This window comes from Cupriavidus basilensis (assembly GCF_008801925.2).
GTDB lineage: Bacteria > Pseudomonadota > Gammaproteobacteria > Burkholderiales > Burkholderiaceae > Cupriavidus > Cupriavidus basilensis.
The window spans coordinates 3,814,605-3,834,061 of the sequence record NZ_CP062803.1 but is presented as its reverse complement, the minus strand read 5'-3'; the positions used below and the strand labels follow the sequence as shown (position 1 = coordinate 3,834,061).

Sequence of the window (19,457 nt, the reverse complement as noted above, 5' to 3'; positions counted from 1 at the left end):
TGCTTTTTAGAGTGGCCGGTTGCGGGGAGATTCCTTGGGCGAACGCGCCGGCCCGGAATTCTGCCGTGCCCGGCCGCGGGCCTTTCCCGCACGGCTTCGCCGTTACCCCCTCAGGTACAATTCTTTCCATCCAGAAGCAACCCGGCCCGGCCGCCCTGGCCTGCCCAATCCTAAATCCCATGCATATTCACATCCTCGGTATCTGCGGCACATTCATGGGCGGGCTGGCCGTGCTTGCCAAGCAGGCTGGCCATCGCGTCACCGGATGCGATGCCAATGTCTACCCGCCGATGAGCACGCAGCTCGAGGCGCAGGGCATCGAACTGATCGAGGGCTTCGATCCCGGCCAGCTGGCACTGGAGCCGGACCTGTTCGTCATCGGCAATGTGGTGTCGCGCGGCAATCCGCTGATGGAGGCCATTCTCAACCGCAACCTGCCTTATGTCTCCGGCCCGCAGTGGCTCGGGGAGCATGTGCTGCGCGGCAAATGGACGCTGGCGGTGGCGGGCACCCACGGCAAGACCACCACCACCTCCATGCTGGCCTGGATCCTGGAAGATGCCGGCTACCAGCCGGGCTTCCTGGTGGGCGGCGTGCCGCAGAACTTTGGCGTGTCGGCGCGGGTGACCGAGTCCGACTTCTTCGTGATCGAGGCCGATGAGTACGATACGGCGTTCTTCGACAAGCGCAGCAAGTTTGTCCACTACCGTCCGCGCACCGCCATCCTGAACAACCTGGAATACGATCACGCCGACATCTTCCCCGATCTTGCCGCCATCGAGACCCAGTTCCATCATCTGGTGCGCACCGTGCCGGAGCAGGGCCGGTTGATCGTCAACGGTTTTGAGGAAAGCCTGGCGCGCGTGCTGGAGCGCGGCTGCTGGAGCGAGACCGAGCAATTCGGCATCGGCGACTGGCGTGCGGGCGAGCCCGCCGAAGGCGATGCCACCGGCGACAGCACGACCCAGGACAGTTTCGATGTCTGGTTCGGCGACGTGCTGCAAGGCCGGCTCAGCTGGGCCTTGCAAGGCACGCACAACAGGATGAATGCGCTGGCTGCGATTGCGGCTGCCCGCCATGTGGGCGTGCCGGCGCCGCAGGCCATCGATTCCTTGTCGCGCTTCGCGAATGTGAAGCGCCGCATGGAAGTGCGTGGCGTGGTCAATGGCATCACGGTCTATGACGACTTTGCCCACCATCCCACGGCGATCCAGACCACGCTCGACGGCCTGCGCAAGCGGGTCGGCGCGGCGCGCATCCTGGCGGTCCTGGAGCCGCGCTCCAACACCATGAAGCTGGGCGTGATGAAGGCGCAGCTCCCGGCCAGCCTCGAGACGGCTGACCTGGTGTTCGGGTATGGCGCGGCCAGCGGCAAGGATGCCCTGGGCTGGGACCTGGCCGAATCGCTGGCGCCGCTGGGCGAGCGCGCGGCCGCCTTCAGCGACCTTCCCGAGCTGGTCCGCGCGGTGCGAGCCGCCGCGCGCCCGGGCGACCATGTGCTGGTCATGAGCAACGGCGGCTTCGGCGGCGTCCATCAGAAGCTGCTGGACGCCTTTGCCGCAGGTGCTTGCGCCTGAGCGGGGCCTGGCATGCTGCTATACCTGCACGGTTTCCGCTCGTCTCCACAGTCCTTCAAGGCGCGCCTGGTCCAGGAGCGCATGCGTGAATGGGGCGTGGGACGCTATTACGCTTGCCCGGTGCTGAATGTGTCGCCGGCCCAGGCCATCGCCCAGGCCGAAGCGGCCATCGCGGCCTCGCAGGCCGGTGGCGCGCAGCCGCTCACCATCATCGGCTCGTCGCTGGGTGGCTTCTATGCGCGCTGGCTGGCCGAGCGTCACGGCTGCCGCGCGGTGCTGCTCAACCCGGCGGTGCATCCCTGGACCGACCTGGAGCGTCACCTGGGCGACCAGCCGCTCTGGCACGGTGGCGGCTCGGTGCGGGTGGAGCGCCACCATCTGGATGAACTGCTGGCGCTGCGGGTCGATCCCATCACCCGGCCGGAGCGCTATTTCCTGATGGCTGCGACCGGCGACGAGGTGCTGGACTACCGCGAGATGCTGGCGGCCTTTCCCGGCGCGCACACGCGCGTCATCGAGGGCAGCGACCACGGCATCAGCGAATTTGCCGACTACGTCGACGAAGTCCTCGCTTTCTGCGGCTATGGGCCCGATGGCCAGATCAGCCAGGGCGACGCCATCGACCCCATCGACCTGGAGCCACGGGCATGAGCGCGGCATGAACGGGGCGCATCTGCGCCGCAGTGGCTGGCACGCCCATCTACCCGAAGATCCCACCATCAGCGCTAACCTGCGCCGCTGGGTGACCGGTGATGGCTCGCTCACCGCCCGGCTGGTGGCAGCGTCGGACGCTTTCCGGGTGCGCCGCCTGGCGCAGCGCATGGAACTCGCCCTTGCCGATGAATGGCAGGCGCTGGGGCTGCCGGCCCGCCGCCGCGCGCTGGCGCGCGAGGTGCTGCTGATCTGTGACGGGACGCCGGCCATCTTTGCCCACACCGTGGTGAAGCCCGACCATGCCCGGCGTGACTGGCCGTTCCTGCGCGGCCTGGGCGAGCGCCCGCTGGGCGGCGCGCTGTTCGTCGATCCCCGCGTGCGGCGCGAGCCGTTTGCCTTCGCACGCCTGCTTGCGCATCACCCGCTGCGGCGCCGGCTGGAACTAGCCGTGCCGGCCATGCGGGAGCTCGCTGCGTCGTCGGTATTGCCCGCGCGGCGCTCAGCCTTCCGGCGTGGCGATGGCGTCATGCTGGTGACCGAGGTATTCCTGCCCGACCTGCTGGCGCGGCCGGCGCCGGAACTGAGCGGTTCCACCCAGAAGCCGCCAGGTAGCCATCCAGAGCAAGAGTTTTCCCCCAATCGATAATCGCGACCAAGAAGAAGAGACGACCATCATGAAATTGCAGGGACGTGTTGCCATCATCACCGGCGCTGCCGCCGGGATCGGTTTTGCCACCGCGCAGCGCTTTGCCGCGGAAGGTGCGCTGGTGGTGCTTTGCGACGTGCAGGAGGAGCGCGTGCGCGCTGCCGCCGAGACGCTCGCCGCTTCAGGCGCCACCGTGAGCGCCTACAAGGTCGATGTGACGCGCCGCGACGAGGTCGACGCCATGGTGGCGGCTACGCTGGCCAGGCACGGCCGCGTCGACATCCTCGTCAATAACGCAGGCATCACCAAGGATGCGCGCCTGACCAAGATGACTGAAGCCCAGTTCGACGCGGTGATCGACGTCAATCTCAAGGGCGTCTTCAACTGCGCCCAGGCCGTGGCCGACATCATGACCGAGCAGGGCAAAGGCGTGATTCTCAATGCGTCCAGCGTGGTTGGCCTGTACGGCAACTTCGGCCAGACCAACTATGCGGCCAGCAAGTTCGGTGTGATCGGCTTCACCAAGACGTGGGCGCGCGAACTGGGCCCCAAGGGCGTGCGCGTCAACGCGGTGTGCCCGGGCTTCGTCGCCACCGAGATCCTGCAGACCGTGCCGGAGAAGGTGCTGGACGGCATGAAATCGTCCTGCTGGCTGCGCCGTCTGGCCGAGCCGGCCGAAATCGCCAGCATCTACAACTTCCTTGCCAGCGACGATGCCAGCTACGTGAATGGCGTGGCGATCGAGGCCAGCGGCGGCATGTCGCTGTAACAACCCGCCCTGCGCCGGGCTTGCAGCCGGCGCGGTGCGGTATCATCTCAGGTCCGGTTGCCGCCTTGCCTGAAGGCGGCCTTGCACCATTTCTCTCACCGGGCCGTTCCCGCAGGCGTCACAAAGCGCCAGGGTGCTTGGTTTGCCAAGTGCGGTTCCCGGCATTTCTGAAAGTACCGATCCATGCAGTTGCTGTTCGAAGAAGGCGGCGAGATTCGCGCCGGCACCGTGCTGACCCAGCAGGGCGAGTCGTACCAGGTGGAGCTGCCCGCGGGCAAGCGCACCAAGGTCAAGTCGCGCGACGTATTGCTGCAGTTCGCGCAGCCGTCGGCGATCGAGCTGTTGCGCCAGACCGCCGACCTGGTCGGCGAGGTCGATCTGGAATTCCTGTGGGAATGCGCATCGGAGGACGAGTTCGGTTTTGTCGACCTGGCGGCCGAGTACTACGGCGCGGGTGCGAGCGTGGTGCAGCAAGCCGCGCTGGCGCAGACGCTGCACGGCAATCCGGTCTATTTCCGCCGCAAGGGCCGCGGGCGCTACCAGCGCGCGCCGGAAGACCAGTTGAAGGCCGCGCTCGCCGCGCTCGAGCGCAAGAAGCAGCAAGCCCTGGTGCAGGCCGAGTACGAAAACCAGCTCAAGGCCCTGACCTTGCCCGAAGCGTTCCGTGGCAAGGCACTGCAACTGCTGTTCAAGCCCGACAAGAACAGCCTCGAATACAAGGCGATGGACGCCGCCTGCACCGCGCTAGGCATGTCGCCGATGCGGCTGATGGTGGCGGTGGGCGGCATTGCCAGCCCGCGCGCGCTGCATGAGGCCAAGTTCCTCTCCGAATGCTTTCCCAAGGGCACCGGCTTTCCCGACGTGGCCGTGCCGGAACCCGTCGGCGACCTGCCGCGCGCGGATGTGGAGGCGTTCTCCATCGATGACGTCACCACCACCGAGATTGACGATGCGCTGTCGGTCACGCCGCTGGACGGCGGCAAGATCCGCGTGGGCATCCATATCGCGGCGCCCGGCCTGGGCATCCGCCGTGGCGAGCCGCTCGATGCGGTAGCGCGCCATCGCCTGTCGACAGTCTATTTCCCCGGCGACAAGATCACCATGCTGCCGGATTCGGTGGTCGAGCGCTACACGCTGCAGGAAGGGCGCGAATGCCCGGCCCTGTCGCTGTACGTGGTCTACGACCCGGCCCTGCAGATGATCGTCAGCAGCGAGACCCGCGCCGAGCTGGTCAAGATCGCGGCCAACCTGCGCCACAACCTGCTTGAGGATGTGGTGACCGAGGCCGCGCTGGCCGCTGGCACCGGCGATTACCCGTTCCGCGATGCGCTGACCCAGCTGTTCCATTTCTCCGGCTGGCTGCACGACGAACGCCAGAAGGCGCGTCTGGCCAGCGGGCTGCGTCCCGAGTCGCACAACCGCGCCGACTACAGCTTCTACATCGACCTGCTGGAAGACGGCGGCGAACGCGTGCGCATCGAGCAGCGCCGCCGCGGCTCCCCGCTCGACAAGATCGTGGCCGAGCTGATGATCCTGGCCAACAGCACCTGGGGCAAGCTGCTTGCCGACAACGGTGTGCCGGGTATCTACCGCACGCAAAAGGCCTGGGGCATGAACCGCACCCGCATGCAGACCTACCCGGCGCCCCACGAGGGGCTGGGCGTGGCGCAATATGCGTGGAGCACCTCGCCGCTGCGCCGCTATGTCGACCTGGTCAACCAGTGGCAGATCCTGACAGTCGCCCAGCATGGCATCACGGCCAAGCTGGTGGCGCCGTTCAAGCCCAAGGATTCGGACCTGCTGGCCGCGGTCGCGGATTTCGAAGGTACCTACGCCGCGTATGCCGACCACCAGTCGACCATGGAGCGCTACTGGTGCCTGCGCTGGCTGCAGCAGGAAAAGCGCGAGCGCCTGATGGGCTCGGTGCTCAAGGAAGGCGCGGTGCGCTTTGCCGAGATCCCGCTGGTCACGCGTGTGCCGGAGTTGATGCAGGCATCGCGCGGCACCCAGGTGCTGCTGGAGATCGGCGCGATCGACGAGATCTCGCTGGAAGTGTCATGCCGCGTCCTGGAGGTGTTTGCCGGCGAAGGCGAGCTGCCGCAGGAGGAGATGGAGCGGGACGACGAAGCCGGCGAAGTATCGGCGCAAGCCGCCGCTGAAGCCGCGGCCGAGGAGGCTGCCGAAGCCGCTGCCGAGGGTGCGGCCGAAGGGGCAACTGAAGGGGCAGCCGAAGGTGAGGCTGACGCTGCAACCGGGGAAGCCGGCGATGACGAAGCTGCGAGTGCTGCAGCTGCCACAAGCGAAGGCGCTGCGTCGGACACGCGCGACACCGGCACCGGCGGCGCAGGCTGAGTTCCTCGGAAAAAACGAGGCGCTCCCTTACAATCGCAGTCTGACCCCGGGGTCCCATGGACTCCGGCCCCAGTCTCGCCCGATCGACGCTTCCCAGCCAACGTCCCGCCCATCGTGAAAGCCGCTTTTTCTCCCCGCCAGTGGTGGAACGCCAGCAGCACGATGGCCAAGGCGCTGGTCGTCTCGTTGCTGGCCCATGCCTTGCTGCTGACCGTGCGCGTCGTGGCGCCGGAGGCGTTCGAGATCAAGCGCACCGATGCCGCGCTCGATGTGGTGCTGGTCAATTCCAAATCGGCGCAGCGCCCGCAGAACCCCACCGTGCTGGCCCAGGCCAACCTCGACGGCGGTGGCGAGCACGACCAGCAGCGCGCCACCACGCCGCTGCCGGCACAGACCGTCACCAAGGACGGCGATCTGGTGCGCCAGATGCAGCGCCGCGTGGAGCAGATGGAGCAGGAGCAGCAGCGCCTGATGACGCAGTCGCGCGAAGCCGCGCCGTCCGTGCACAGCCAGCCGCTCAAGCCAGGCCAGCAGCGCGTGGAAAACCCGCTGCGCGGCCAGGACGAACGCACCTCGCTGGACGAGATGGCCAAGCTCGAAGCCGAGATCGGCCGCAACCTCGAGCAATACGCCAAGCGGCCCAAGCGCTACCAGCTCACCGCCACCAGCGCGCAGGAAGTGGAATACGCGCAGTACTACGACCGCCTTCGCCAGAAGATCGAAGCGCGCGGCACCACCGATTTCCCCCAGCGCAATGGCAAGCCGATCTACGGGCAACTGATCCTGGTGATCAACGTCAACCGGCAGGGCCGGCTTGGCTATAACCGCGATGGCTACAACATCGACGCCATCGACGTGGTCAAGAGTTCGGGCGATCCCGTGCTGGACCGCCAGGCGGTTGCCATCGTGCGGGCGGCGGCGCCGTTCGGCGGGTTCACGGCGCAGATGCAAGCGCGCCAGGACATTCTCGAAGTGATCTCTACATTCAAGTTTTCGCGCAGTGGGCTGGAAACTCGCCTGCAGTCCCGATGACGCCATCACCTGACACTATGCAATCCCAGACTCCCGCCGACCGTTACGTCGTGATCGGCAACCCCATCGCGCACAGCCGCTCTCCCGCCATCCATGCCGCATTCGCGCAGCAGACCGGCGAGGCCGTCGAGTACGAGCGCCTGCTGGCGCCGCTCGATGGGTTCGTTGCCACCGTGCGCGCCTTCTTTGACGGCGGCGGCCACGGCCTGAACGTGACCGTGCCGTTCAAGCTCGAAGCCTACGACCTCGCCGAGCGCCTGACGCCGCGCGCCGAGAGCGCGGGCGCGGTCAATACCATGTGGATCGAGGACGGCGTGATCCACGGTGACAACACCGACGGCGTCGGCCTCACGCGCGACATCGAGGTCAACCTCGATACCTTGCTCGAAGGCAAGCGCATCCTGCTGCTGGGTGCGGGCGGCGCCGCCATGGGCGCCATGCTGCCGCTGATCGCCTGCCGGCCGGACCGCATCGTGGTGGCTAACCGCACGCCCCAGCGCGCCAGCGATATCCTGGAAAACGTGGCCCAGCAAGCGGACGAGTATGGCGTGGAGCTGTGGGGCGGTGGTTTTGACGCACTGGCGGGTTTGACCGATGAAGACGCCTGCGACGTGGTCATCAACGCCACCAGCAGCAGCCTGCAGGGCGAGTTGCCGCCGGTGCCTGCGGAACTGCTGGGCAAGGACGTGCTCGCCTACGACATGATGTACGGCGCGGAGCCCACCGTATTCCTGAAGTTCGCCGCCCAATGTGGCGCGCGCACCAGCGACGGGCTGGGCATGCTGGTCGAGCAGGCCGCCGAGGCTTTCTACAACTGGCGGGGTGTGCGGCCCGCCACCGCGCCCGTGCTGGCAACGCTGCGCGCGGCGCTGCAGGCCGAAGCCGCGCGCTAAAGCGCCGGCCGGCTGGCTCGAACATGGCTGAGCGCAAGCACACCGCCCGTCCCGGGGCGGCTCAAGGCGGCAGGGGCGGCGGCCTCAACCCGCTGCGCTGGCTCGCCTACCTGCTTGGCACGCTGATCGCCGGCGTGCTGGCCATGCAGGTGTATTTCTTCCTGCAGATCGCTGCCTGGCAAACCGTGAACCCGTCATCCACGGCGTTCATGCGGGCAGAGCAGTGGCGTCTGTGCGGCTTCCAGTTCTGGAGCTGCCAGGTGGACCGCCGCTGGGTCGGCTATGACGATATCTCCCGCAACCTCAAGCGCGCGGTGATCGCCAGCGAGGACGCCGATTTCGTCAACCATCCAGGCTACGAGCTCGATTCCATGCTCGATGCCTGGGAGCGCAACAAGAAGCGCGGGCATATCGTGCGTGGCGGCTCCACCATCACGCAGCAACTGGCCAAGAACCTCTTCCTTTCGTCCGAGCAGCACTACCTGCGCAAAGGCCAGGAGCTGGCCATTACCTGGATGCTCGAGTTCTGGCTCGACAAGCAGCGCATCTACGAGATCTATTTGAATTCGGTGGAGTGGGGCGAGGGCGTGTTCGGCGTGGAGGCCGCTGCCCAGCATTACTTCAAGACCAGCGCCGCCAAGCTGAGTGTGGGCCAGGCAGCACGCCTGGCCGCGGCGTTGCCGGCCCCGAAGTGCTTCGACAAGAAGGAGTACTGCGCCAATGTGCGCGTGAACTTCAAGGTCAAGGCCAACATCATCGCGCGCCGCATGGGCGCGGCCACGCTGCCCGACTGAGTTCGCGGCGGCGCGGTCCAGGTGCGGTTTACGCGCCGTTCAGCTTAGCCAGCCCTTGCGCTTGAAGTACACCAGCGGGATCGCGGCCGACACGGCCATCAGCGCGATGGCCCAAGGATAACCCGCGGCCCAGTCCAGCTCCGGCATGAACTTGAAGTTCATGCCGTAGATGCTGGCGATCAGCGTGGGCGGCATCAGCGCCACCGAGACCACCGAGAACAGCTTGATGATCTTGTTCTGGTTGATGTTGATGAAGCCGACCGTGGCGTCCATCAGGAAGTTGATCTTGTCGAACAGGAACGCGGTGTGGTTCTCGATGGAGTCGATGTCGCGCAGGATCTGGCGGGCTTCGTCCTGCTGCTCGGCCGACAGCAGCTGGCTGCGCATCAGGAAGGAGACCGCGCGGCGCGTGTCCATCACGTTGCGGCGGATGCGGCCGTTCAAGTCTTCTTCGCGGGCGATGGTTTCCAGCACGTCGGCCGCCGCGGCATCGGTCACGTTCTCCGCCAGCACGCGCTTGCTGGCTTCCTCCAGCCGCTCGTAGACTTCCTCGATGGAGTCCGCCGAATATTCCGCATCGGTGGCGTACAGGTCCATCAGCACGTCCTTGGCGTTGCGCACCGAGCCCGGGCGCATGCGGGCGCGCAACCGCACCAGCCGGAACACCGGCAGGTCTTCGTCGTGAATGGAGAACAGCACGTCGCGCGTGAGCACGAACGCCACGCGCACGTTGCGCGAGATGTCTTCCTCATCGAGCAGGAAGTCGGTGCGGATATGGATGTTCTCGTCCTCGCCTTCGAAGTAGCGGGCCGAGGCTTCCAGGTCGCCCAGGTCTTCCAGCTCCGGCAAGGCTACGCCGTAGGCTTCCTTGATCCAGGCGAGTTCCTCGTCATCGGGGCTGATGACATCGATCCAGATCGGCTTGTGCTGCAGAAGTTCATTGCGATCGTCGACCTGCTCCTGTGCGAGCCGGCCTTTCTGCAGGACGAACAGGTTGATCATCCCAGGGCTTCCTTGTTGCGTTTGGCGAAGAAACGCGCAGGCTTGGCTCGCCGGCCATGGGGCGAGCCCATGCTTCGCGCGAAAACGGCGAAGCTCAGGGCCGCTGGCAAGCGTGATCGCGCTGTGCGCTTGAAGGGCGCGCAAGGCGATGGCGTTTGCCGTTCATGGCTGGCAAGCCGGGGGAGGGATTAGTCCGGGACTAAGCGGCGCGCGCGGCGGCGGCCGTCAGGGACACGGAAGAACACTCACCCGCAGTATGTGCTGCGGGCGAGTCCGACGAGGCGATGGAGCGGGATAAAGCCGGCTCCGGCGGTCGTCGTTACGCAGCCCGCAGTGACATGGCATTCGGTGCGATCGCAATCTGGCTGCGGCAACACGAACACCCGATGCTACTGCCCACGTAGTTTCTCCGGGATTATGATGGCCGCGAGTGTAGCCCAACGAGGGGGGGCTTGTTAAGTGAAATGTGGGTGAAGGCGAGGCGCCGGCGCGCAGTGCGTTGTTATGCCGCCCGCGCGCTCTGGCGCCCGCGTTGCAATAGCGGCTTGAGCAGCACCGAGGCCATGGCGGCGCACATCCATCTGGCCGCATTTCATCATTTGCGTGCCCAGGCCCCGGCCGGCCGCTGTGTACGGCGCCGCTCCTTGTATCGAGGAAGAACGGCAGAAGAGCGCACACAGCGGGTAAAATCGCGGGAACGACTGTTGCCGCGGGGGAGCGCCGACCCGGCTTGACAAGCCCGGCGCGCAGCCGACGCGGCCGACCCAGATTAGCGAGCATCCCATGACCTTCACCGAGCAGCTGGCTGCAGCCTGGCAGCGCAACGATTCCCTCCTCTGCGTCGGGCTAGACCCCGATCCGGGCAAGCTGCCCCTGTCCATGACGGGCACGGGCGGCGCGATCTTTTCCTTTTGCCGCGAGATCGTCGACGCCACCGCCGACCTGGTCTGCGCCTTCAAGCCGCAGATCGCCTATTTCGCGGCGCAGCGCGCCGAAGACCAGCTCGAACAGCTGATCGCCTATATCCATGACGCCCACCCCGGGATTCCCGTGATCCTGGACGCCAAGCGCGGCGACATCGGTTCGACCGCGCAGCAGTACGCCATCGAAGCCTTCGAGCGTTACCGGGCGGACGCAGTCACGGTCAATCCCTACATGGGCCTGGATTCGCTGGAGCCGTACCTGGCCTATCCGGATCGCGGCGTGATCGTGCTGTGCCGCACTTCCAACCCGGGCGGCTCCGACGTGCAGTTCCTGCCGGTGGATGGCAAGCCGGTGTACCAGGTGGTGGCCGAGGCGGCCGCCACGCGCTGGAATACCAATGGGCAGATGGCGCTGGTGGTGGGGGCGACCTTCCCCGCGGAGATTGCCAAGGTGCGCGAGATCGTGGGCGACATGCCGCTGCTGATCCCCGGCATCGGCGCCCAGGGCGGCGACATCGAGGCCACCGTCCGGGCCGGGCGCACCGGCGCTGGCACCGGCATGATGATCAATTCGTCGCGCGCCATCCTCTATGCCAGCCGCGAGAAGGATTTCGCGGCCGCCGCACGCAACGTTGCGCTGCAAACGCGCGAAACCATCAACCGCTTCCGTCAGGGCTGAACCGCCGCGTCGCCGGCGGCTTGCCGGCGACGCGCGTGCCTGAGCCCTCAGGCTTCGTTGCGGACCAGCTCGAGCAGGCCGCGAATCGCGTATTCCGCAGCCTGGCGGCGGATCTGCTGCCGGTCGCCGCGAAAGCGCTGCGTCTCCACATTGGTGGTGATGCGGTTGCTCCAGCCGAAGCACACCATGCCCACGGGCTTTTCCGGCGTGCCGCCGGTTGGCCCGGCCACACCGGTGATCGACAACGCCACCTGGGCGCGGCTGTTGAGCAGGGCGCCTTCGGCCATGGCGCGCGCCACTTCCTCGCTGACCGCGCCATGATCGCGAATCAGCCTGGCCGGCACGCCCAGCATGGTCGACTTGGCCTCGTTCGAGTACGTGACGAAGCCCCGCTCGAACCACCCTGACGAACCCGATACATCGGTAATGGCAGCGGCCACCAGGCCACCCGTGCAGGATTCCGCGGTGGCGAGCAACAGCGACTTCTCGTTCAGGGAGATTCCGACCTGGACGGCGAGTTGGTCGAGCAAGCGGCTGACGGGCATGATGGTGGATTCAGTAGATAGGTTGGGGGGAATGATTGATCACAGCGAACGCCACAGGGCGAACACCAGCAGCGTGTAGAAGGCGGCCATGATGTCGTCGAACATCACGCCGAAGCCGCCGCGCAGGCCGGGCCCCTTGAGGGTCCGGTCGAGATGTCCGATGGGCGCCGGCTTGACGATATCGAACAGGCGGAACCACAGGAACGCCGCAAGCTGGCCCCAGAAGCCGGTCGGCATGACGAAGGCCATGACCAGCCAGAACGCCACGATCTCGTCCCAGACCATGCTGCCGTGGTCGAACACACCCATGTCGCGCGCGGTGCGGGCGCAGGCCCAGAGCCCCAGCACGAAGCCGCCGACGATCAGCCACAGCCAGGTTTCCGGCCGCACCCACATCGAGATCACCAGGTAGGACAGCCACGCGTACAGCGTGCCGACCGTGCCCGGCCCAACCGGCGAAAGCCCCGAGCCGAAGCCCAGCGCGATCAGGTGAGCAGGGTGCGAGAGCATGAAACGCGCCGTAGGGCGCGTGACCTTGGCAGCCTGGCCGGCTTCCAGGGTCAGGGCGGGATCGTGCGCGGTAGGCCCGGGCGGGTAGGCGGACATCAGGGATTGGCTCGTCTGGTTCGGGTGGATTTGTGCCGGACGGTGTGTCCGGGCAGGGTCTGGCGCCCCGCATGGCTGCATGATGACACGGCGGCCGCAGGCTTGTCAGGGGGAAGCGAAGTGGTCGAAGCTGGTGCCTTTGTAAGCGCTCGGATTGCCGTCGCGGTCAACCAGGCGCAGGCCAGCCTCGGGCGTGATCGTGCCGACACGCGTCAGCGCCAGCCCGAGCCGCGTGCCGATGGCGGCAATGTGGTCGCGCTCGCCCACGGGAGCGGTAAAGCAGAGTTCGTAGTCGTCGCCGCCGGCCAGGGTGCATTCCAGCTGGCGCGCCTCCGGCTGGCTGGCCAGCACCGTCGAGCGGGGCAGGGCGTCGACATCGAGCAGGGCGCCGACCTGGGAGCGTTCCAGGATATGGCCGAGGTCGCCGACCAGGCCGTCGGAAATATCGAGTGCCGCATGGGCCACACCGCGGAGCGCCATGCCCAGCGCGATGCGTGGCGTTGGCGTGTCCATGTGCGGGCGCACCTGGCTGAAGTCCGGTTCGGGCAGCAGCCATTCGCCACGGAAGTCGCCTAGCGCCAGGCGGGCATCGCCAAGCGTGCCGGAGACCCAGATATCGTCGCCGGGGCGTGCGGCATCGCGTCGCAGCGCCTTATGCACAGGTACGTCGCCGAACACCGTCAGGCTCAGCGTCAGCGGGCCGCGCGTGGTGTCGCCGCCGATCAGCTCGCAGCCGTGGGCGTCGGCCAGCTCCAGCATGCCAGCGGCCAGTTCGGACAGCCATGCGGCTTGCGCGTCGGGCAGCGCCAGCGCTAGTGTGAAGGCGCGGGGCTCGGCGCCCATGGCAGCCAGGTCGGACAGGTTGACCGCCAGCGCCTTGTGGCCAAGTGAGCGCGGCGCCACGTCCGGAAAGAAGTGCCGTCCGCTGACCAGCATGTCGGTGCTGATGGCAAGGTGGTGGCCGGGGCGCCCTTCAATCAGTGCGCAATCGTCGCCCACGCCCAGTACCGCTTTTTGTGCGGGCCGGGTAAAAAAGCGGCGGATCAGGTCGAACTCGGAGAGCTGGGCGCTGGAGGAATCGGGCATGAAGGGGATCGGGGCGGCGGAGATTCTGCTATGGGCCAGGGAAACCTCGCCGGGTCGCGGCCGCTGCGGGTTTCGCCCTGCTGTTCAGCGCTGGCGGCATGCGGCATATTGTACCGAAACGCAAAGGTGCCTCGCGCAAAACGCTTATTGTGAAATAATATTTCACAATATAAAATGTCAGGTTCCAAAGGAAGAGACTGCGGGTACGTGGAGCCGACCCGCCATTTCGTGTCCCATACGTGATTAACGGCTCCACCGACCGGAAGATGCGCCGATGACCAGTCCCCAGCAGCCCACGCCCCAAGACGACCTGAAGCAGCAGCAGCGTGAGGCGCTGCGCAAAGCTGCCCTGGAATATCACGAGTTTCCGACCCCGGGCAAGATCTCCGTTACGCCGACCAAGCCGCTATCCAACCAGCGCGACCTGGCCCTGGCGTACTCGCCGGGCGTGGCCTACGCCTGCGAGGAAATCGTCGCCGATCCGCTCAATGCATTCCGCTACACCGCGCGCGGCAACCTGGTCGGCGTGATCACCAACGGCACCGCGGTGCTGGGCCTGGGTGATATCGGCCCGGCGGCTTCCAAGCCGGTGATGGAAGGCAAGGCAGGCTTGTTCAAGAAATTCGCCGGCATCGACGTGTTCGACATCGAACTCGATGAGAAGGACCCCGAGAAGCTGGTGCAGATCATCGCCGCGCTCGAGCCCACCTTCGGCGGTATCAACCTGGAAGACATCAAGGCACCCGAGTGCTTCTACGTTGAGCGCAAGCTGCGCGAGCGCATGAAGATTCCCGTCTTCCACGATGACCAGCATGGCACCGCCATCGTGGTCGGCGCGGCCGTGGTCAATGGCCTGACCGTGGTCGGCAAAGATATCAGCAAGGTCAAGCTGGTGGCTTCCGGCGCGGGTGCTGCGGCGCTGGCTTGCCTGGACCTGCTGCTCGACCTCGGCATGAAGATCGAGAACATCTGGGTGACCGACCTGGCGGGCGTGGTCTATGAAGGCCGCGCCGAGCTGATGGACCCGGAAAAGGCCCGCTTTGCGCAAAAGACCGACAAGCGCAAGCTGGCAGAAGTGATCGATGGCGCCGATATTTTCCTCGGCCTGTCCGCTGCCGGCGTGCTCAAGCAGGACATGGTCCAGCGCATGGCCGACAAGCCGCTGGTGCTGGCCCTGGCTAACCCTAACCCGGAAATCCTGCCGGAGCTGGTCAAGGAAGTTCGTCCGGACGCGGTGATCGCCACCGGCCGTACCGACTACCCGAACCAGGTCAACAACGTCCTGTGCTTCCCCTTCATCTTCCGCGGCGCGCTGGACTGCGGCGCCACCACCATCACGCGTGAGATGGAAGTCGCCGCGGCGCATGCGATTGCGGAACTGGCCCGCCAGGAGCAGAGCGACATCGTCGCCACCGCCTATGGCATCCAGGACCTGTCCTTCGGCCCCGAGTACCTGATTCCCAAGCCGTTCGATCCGCGCCTGATCGTCAAGATCGCGCCGGCGGTGGCCGAGGCCGCCATGAAGTCCGGCGTGGCCGCGCGCCCCATCAAGGACATGGACGCGTACCGCCTGCAGCTGCAGCAGTTCGTGTACCACTCCGGCACCCTGATGAAGCCGATCTACGCGGCTGCCCGCCAGGTCGACATGGAAAAGAAGCGCATCGTCTTCGCAGAGGGCGAGGAAGAGCGTGTGCTGCGCGCGGTGCAGGTGATCGTCGATGAAAAGCTGGCCAACCCGATCCTGGTCGGCCGCCCGGCCGTCATCGCTCATCGCATCGAGCGCTTTGGCCTGCGCCTGCGCGGCGGCATCGACTTCACCGTGGTCAACCCGGAACACGACGCACGTTTCCGCGACTACTCCGAGGCGTACTTCAAGATGATGGCCCGCCAGGGCATCACCCAGCAGTACGCCAAGCTGGAAATGCGCCGCCGCACCACGCTGATCGGCGCGATGCTGGTCAAGCAGGGCGAGGCCGATGGCATGATCTGCGGCACGGTCAGCACGACTGCCGCGCACCTGCGCTATATCGACCAGATCCTGGGTGGCACCAACGAGGTGTATGCGGCGATGAACGGGCTGGTCCTGCCGGGCCGGCAGATTTTCCTGGTCGACACCCACGTCAACGTTGACCCGACCGCTGGCCAACTGGCGGAGATCACCCTGATGGCCGCCGAAGAGCTCAAGCGCTTCGGCATCGTCCCCAAGGTGGCGCTGGTGTCGCACTCCAACTTCGGCACATCCGAAGCGCCTTCGGCGCAGAAGATGCGCGAAACCCTGGCGATCCTGCGCGAGCGCGCCCCGGATCTCGAGGTGGATGGCGAAATGCATGGCGATTGCGCGCTGGATCCGAAGCTGCGCGACACGCTGGTGCCGGACGGCACCCTCAAGGGCGAGGCCAACCTGCTGGTGTGCCCGAACATCGACGCCGCCAACATCGCTTACAACCTGCTCAAGGTCGCGGCGGGCAACAATGTGGCGATCGGGCCGATCCTGCTCGGCGTCAAGGCGCCTGTCCACATCCTGACGCCTTCGGCCACGGTGCGGCGTATCGTCAATATGACGTCGCTGGTGGTGGTGGACGCAGCAGCCAAGCGCTAAACCGCCGTCAGTCTTGAAAAGCCGGGCTTGCCCGGCTTTTTTATTGTCTTTTTACTGCCGCCGGCACCCCGTCAGTGTGTGCACACATTTTCTTAACATGTTGAAACAATTGAGGTTTTCCACTCTGCCCAGGGGCGGGGATTGATTATTTATTAGCATGGGCGTAACCTTATGCCTTTGAAGTACGCGCTCGTCACGCGCGCGACAAAGCTGTCGATTTACGCGCAGGCCGTCCGGGGCGCAGGCAAAATGGGCAGTTTAGGTGGCGCGGCAACCGCGCAGCGGCGCCGGGATCGTTTGGTTGGTGTCCTCAAATCAAGACAAGCAACGTGGGTTCCCAGATTCCTTTGACGCAGCGCGCATCACAATGGATTTCAGTCGCCGGTCTGGCGCGGGTGGCAAGCCGGGTGCTGGCAGGCGTGGCGTTGTCGTGCGCGCTGGCGCAGCCGGTGCTGGCACGCCAGGCGGCCGATGACGGCACGGGAACCATCGCAGTACAACAGTTGCCCAACGAGGCACAGTCCACGTTGGAGAGGATCGAAGCGGGTGGCCCGTTTCCCTACGCCAAGGATGGCTCGAGGTTCGGCAACTACGAGCGCGCCCTGCCGCAAAGGTCGCGCAATTACTACCGCGAATACACGGTGAAGACAAACAGCCGAAATCGAGGAGCACGACGGATCGTATGTGGCGGTGATCAACGCGCCACCAACGACTGTTACTACACGGACGACCACTACAACAGTTTCAAACGGATAGCCAAATGATGACTGACATTTTCGGACTGGGCGACGCCCTTGCCGCCCGCGAAGAGCGCGGCGCCGGAGATGGCTGGCAGCGGGCCCAGACCCAGGCCCAGAATCTTTACGACAACGTGTTGACGATGCCCCGCAACGAGCTCTCGCAACAACCGCCGCTCGCACCCGTTCCCGCAGCAGGCACTGACGGCAGCCAAGAGGGAGCCATGACCCTGTTCAAGACGGTGCGTCCAAACATCGTCCAGTCGATCCGCGCGTTTCGCGTGCCCGAACTCGCTCAGGCCGCGGCGGAGCTGGGCCAGCACTTCCTCTATGCGAACTGCGCACATTGCCAGAGCAAGGCGGAAGTGCTGGAAACCATCGCCACCAACTTCCTCTTTCCCAAGCATTTCGGCAAGAATTTCGATGCGTTGGCCGATTGCCTGACCGACCTGATTTACAAGGCGGGCCCGCAGCCCGGTTTCGTGATCGTGCTCGAAGGCCTGCCGATTGCGCAGAAGTTCGACAAGGAAGGGCGCGAGGTCTTGCTCGATGTGTTCCGTGATGCGGCCGAGTTCTGGGCCGAGCGCAAGGTGCAGTTCCGCGTGTTCTATTCCTTCGCCTGAGCGCCAGCCGCCTGTAGCGACGACAGCAAGTTAAAAAAGGCCCGCTAGCAGCGGGCCTTTTGCTTTGCCGGCAGGGCGCGCGGTTACGCCGCCGGCGGTACCTGGCCTTGCGGCGTCAGCTTGTCGATCAGCTCCGGCAGTCCTTCGCTGAGATGGGCTGCGACATCGTCCTGGGACAAGCCCGTCTTTTCGGCCAGGCTCTCCAGCGCGCCGGTGCCACCCAGTGCGCTGGCCAGCGCGGACGGCGAGACCGCCTGGTTGGCGCCGGTGCCGATCCACGAGTTGACCTGTTCGCCCAGGCCCGCCTGGGCCAGGACCTGCTGCAAGGCGCCGATGCCGCCGGCCGCTGCGCCCAGCGCGGACGCGCCGCCGGCCTGGCCGCCCAGCAGCCCGCCGAGCAATCCGCCCAGATCGAGGCCGCCTGGTGCGCCACCGGCCGCGCCGCCGCCCATCAGCCCGCCGAGCAGTCCGCCAAGGCCGCCGAGGCCCCCCGCACCTGCCGAGGCCGGATCCTGCGCGGCGCCGCCGCTGCTGTCCCCGCCCTTATGGCGCATGGCCAGCATGGCCAGCAGCCCCAGCGCCATCATCATCTTGGGGTTCAGGCCGCCAGCGCCCGCTTCGCCGCTGCCGCGCTGCCCGAGCACTCCGCCCAGCACGCTATCGAGTAGTCCCATGGTCGACTCCTTCCGGTGAGTGTGGCGCCGGGCCGGGATGGCCCGGGTGCCGTCAAAATCCGCCCAGTACCGCGTTGAGCGTGGCCAGGCAAGCAAGCCCGGCTGTTTCTGTACGCAAGATGCGCGGCCCGAGTGACACGCCCGTGAAACCGGCACGCAGCGCCGCCGCTTCCTCGTCCGGCGCCAGCCCGCCCTCGGGCCCGATCAGCAGCGTCACGCCGCGGTCCAGCAACGCATTGCGCTGCTCGGTGGCAAACGATACCAGCGACTGCGAAGCCCGCGGCGATACCAGCAGCCGTGCCCCATCCTGGTCCGCCGCAGGCTTTGCCTGCAGGCCCAGCCAGGATTCCACGTTAGCGACCGGCGCGACCTCCGGCAAGCGATTGCGCCCACATTGCTCGCATGCGGCCTCGACCAGCGCCTGCCAGTGCGCCTGGCGTTTCTGCGCCCGTTCTCCCGAAAGCCGGACCACCGAGCGGGCCGCCTGCAGCGGCTGGATGGCGGCAACGCCAAGCTCGACGGATTTCTCGATCAGCCAGTCCATCTTGTCGCCACCAGCCAGCCCCTGCGCCAGCGTGACGCGGAACGGCGGCTCGGCCTCGAACGGATCGTGGCTGCCGATCCGCGCCAGCGCATGGCGCTTGCCGATTTCGACCAGGGTGGCTGCATGGCTGCCGCCGCGCCCGTCGAACAAGGTGATGTCGTCGCCGGGGTTGAGCCGCAGCACCTGGACATGGCGCACCACGGCCTCAGGCAACGGCATGTCGGTCTCGGCGGCCAAGGGGGCATCGATGAAAAAGCGAGGTGGCATCAGGCGGATCCGTCCTCGTTCTTGCCGGCGGCTTTGTCCAGCGGCTTGCCGAAGCCCCAGCGGTAGCCATCGGGATCCTCGACCATGCAGTAGCGGTCGCCCCAGAACTGGTCGGCGGGCGCCATCAGGCTGACCGCGCCGGCGGCGACGGCGCGCGCGTGCATGGCATCGACATCGTCGCAGTAGACGTAGAACGTCTGCGGGCATTCGACGCCGAGCGAGCGGGGCGAGCGCGCGGTGCTGCCCCAGGCGCCTTCGGGCGCGAACATCACGACGAGCTCGCCCTGGTAGTGCATCTCGGCGTGGGTCGGCACACCGTTTTCGTCGACCACGTTCCCCGCGCTGAAACCGAAGGCGCGGTGGTAGAAGTCGAGCGCGCTGCGCCCGTTGCCTACCGTCAGGTAGGGGGTGAGCCAGGGGGTGTTGGCCGGTCTTGTCATGATCGTCTCCTGGTT

At 66.3% G+C, this 19,457-nt stretch carries 19 protein-coding genes; 12 read left to right on the top strand and 7 right to left on the bottom strand.

Annotated elements, in window-relative coordinates:
• Positions 1-179 precede the first annotated feature (179 nt).
• The 8 genes from mpl (at position 180) to mtgA (ending at position 8,717) form a co-directional block, all read left to right on the top strand.
• A complete protein-coding gene (gene mpl, locus F7R26_RS17600; protein ID WP_150986872.1) occupies positions 180-1,577 on the top strand; it encodes a UDP-N-acetylmuramate:L-alanyl-gamma-D-glutamyl-meso-diaminopimelate ligase in 1,398 nt (465 codons plus the stop codon).
• Between the two features lie 12 nt (positions 1,578-1,589).
• The gene (locus F7R26_RS17595; RefSeq protein WP_150986873.1) at positions 1,590-2,228 is read left to right on the top strand and encodes a YqiA/YcfP family alpha/beta fold hydrolase; all 639 of its coding nucleotides are present in this window, start codon (positions 1,590-1,592) and stop codon (positions 2,226-2,228) included.
• Positions 2,229-2,235: 7 nt separating this feature from the next.
• Positions 2,236-2,877: a chorismate--pyruvate lyase family protein gene (locus F7R26_RS17590; RefSeq protein WP_150986874.1), complete on the top strand. Its 642-nt coding sequence runs from the start codon at positions 2,236-2,238 to the stop codon at positions 2,875-2,877.
• 28 nt (positions 2,878-2,905) lie between these two features.
• Positions 2,906-3,646, top strand: a complete 741-nt coding sequence (fabG, locus tag F7R26_RS17585; protein ID WP_150986875.1) for a 3-oxoacyl-ACP reductase FabG — start codon at positions 2,906-2,908, stop codon at positions 3,644-3,646.
• Between the two features lie 183 nt (positions 3,647-3,829).
• A complete protein-coding gene (locus tag F7R26_RS17580) occupies positions 3,830-5,998 on the top strand; it encodes a ribonuclease catalytic domain-containing protein (protein WP_150986876.1) in 2,169 nt (722 codons plus the stop codon).
• A 162-nt stretch (positions 5,999-6,160) separates the two neighbouring features.
• Positions 6,161-7,030: an energy transducer TonB gene (locus F7R26_RS17575; RefSeq protein ID WP_150986893.1), complete on the top strand. Its 870-nt coding sequence runs from the start codon at positions 6,161-6,163 to the stop codon at positions 7,028-7,030.
• A 17-nt stretch (positions 7,031-7,047) separates the two neighbouring features.
• Positions 7,048-7,923, top strand: coding sequence for a shikimate dehydrogenase (gene aroE, locus F7R26_RS17570; protein WP_150986877.1), 876 nt, complete (start codon positions 7,048-7,050; stop codon positions 7,921-7,923).
• Between the two features lie 92 nt (positions 7,924-8,015).
• Positions 8,016-8,717 (top strand): monofunctional biosynthetic peptidoglycan transglycosylase, encoded by a 702-nt coding sequence (gene mtgA, locus F7R26_RS17565; RefSeq protein ID WP_150986894.1) that lies wholly within the window; start codon positions 8,016-8,018, stop codon positions 8,715-8,717.
• Positions 8,718-8,756: 39 nt separating this feature from the next.
• On the opposite strand, the gene corA is transcribed toward mtgA, so the two are convergent.
• Positions 8,757-9,719 carry a magnesium/cobalt transporter CorA gene (gene corA / locus F7R26_RS17560; RefSeq protein WP_006162450.1) on the bottom strand — a complete coding sequence of 321 codons (963 nt, stop codon included), beginning with the start codon at positions 9,717-9,719 and terminating at the stop codon, positions 8,757-8,759.
• 783 nt (positions 9,720-10,502) lie between these two features.
• On the opposite strand from corA, the gene pyrF reads away from it, so the two are divergent.
• Positions 10,503-11,321: an orotidine-5'-phosphate decarboxylase gene (gene pyrF, locus F7R26_RS17555; RefSeq protein ID WP_150986878.1), complete on the top strand. Its 819-nt coding sequence runs from the start codon at positions 10,503-10,505 to the stop codon at positions 11,319-11,321.
• A gap of 47 nt (positions 11,322-11,368) precedes the next feature.
• Here the strand turns inward: pyrF and F7R26_RS17550 are convergent, their stop codons facing one another.
• The 3 genes from F7R26_RS17550 to thiL all read right to left on the bottom strand — a co-directional run bounded on the left by F7R26_RS17550 (position 11,369) and on the right by thiL (position 13,558).
• On the bottom strand, positions 11,369-11,866 hold the full coding sequence (locus tag F7R26_RS17550) for a CinA family protein (protein WP_150986879.1): 498 nt from the start codon (positions 11,864-11,866) through the stop codon (positions 11,369-11,371).
• A 39-nt stretch (positions 11,867-11,905) separates the two neighbouring features.
• A complete protein-coding gene (locus tag F7R26_RS17545) occupies positions 11,906-12,472 on the bottom strand; it encodes a phosphatidylglycerophosphatase A family protein (protein ID WP_150986880.1) in 567 nt (188 codons plus the stop codon).
• Positions 12,473-12,577: 105 nt separating this feature from the next.
• Positions 12,578-13,558, bottom strand: coding sequence for a thiamine-phosphate kinase (thiL, locus tag F7R26_RS17540; RefSeq protein WP_150986881.1), 981 nt, complete (start codon positions 13,556-13,558; stop codon positions 12,578-12,580).
• 274 nt (positions 13,559-13,832) lie between these two features.
• Here thiL and F7R26_RS17535 point away from each other — a divergent pair, with 274 nt between their 5' ends.
• The 3 genes from F7R26_RS17535 (at position 13,833) to F7R26_RS17525 (ending at position 17,517) form a co-directional block, all read left to right on the top strand.
• Positions 13,833-16,157, top strand: a complete 2,325-nt coding sequence (locus F7R26_RS17535) for an NADP-dependent malic enzyme (protein ID WP_150986882.1) — start codon at positions 13,833-13,835, stop codon at positions 16,155-16,157.
• 407 nt (positions 16,158-16,564) lie between these two features.
• Positions 16,565-16,921: a guanyl-specific ribonuclease gene (locus F7R26_RS17530; protein WP_318230911.1), complete on the top strand. Its 357-nt coding sequence runs from the start codon at positions 16,565-16,567 to the stop codon at positions 16,919-16,921.
• A complete protein-coding gene (locus tag F7R26_RS17525) occupies positions 16,918-17,517 on the top strand; it encodes a barstar family protein (protein WP_150986883.1) in 600 nt (199 codons plus the stop codon). Before F7R26_RS17530 ends, F7R26_RS17525 begins: the two co-directional genes overlap by 4 nt.
• A gap of 83 nt (positions 17,518-17,600) precedes the next feature.
• Here F7R26_RS17525 and F7R26_RS17520 read toward each other — a convergent pair whose 3' ends face one another.
• The 3 genes from F7R26_RS17520 to F7R26_RS17510 are packed head-to-tail and all read right to left on the bottom strand — an operon-like array spanning position 17,601 to position 19,442.
• Complete coding sequence (locus F7R26_RS17520; protein WP_193692087.1) at positions 17,601-18,191, bottom strand: YidB family protein; 591 nt, start codon at positions 18,189-18,191, stop codon at positions 17,601-17,603.
• Between the two features lie 52 nt (positions 18,192-18,243).
• A complete protein-coding gene (locus tag F7R26_RS17515; protein WP_150985930.1) occupies positions 18,244-19,002 on the bottom strand; it encodes a 16S rRNA (uracil(1498)-N(3))-methyltransferase in 759 nt (252 codons plus the stop codon).
• Positions 19,002-19,442: a VOC family protein gene (locus tag F7R26_RS17510; protein ID WP_150985931.1), complete on the bottom strand. Its 441-nt coding sequence runs from the start codon at positions 19,440-19,442 to the stop codon at positions 19,002-19,004. Before F7R26_RS17510 ends, F7R26_RS17515 begins: the two co-directional genes overlap by 1 nt.
• Positions 19,443-19,457 lie beyond the last annotated feature (15 nt).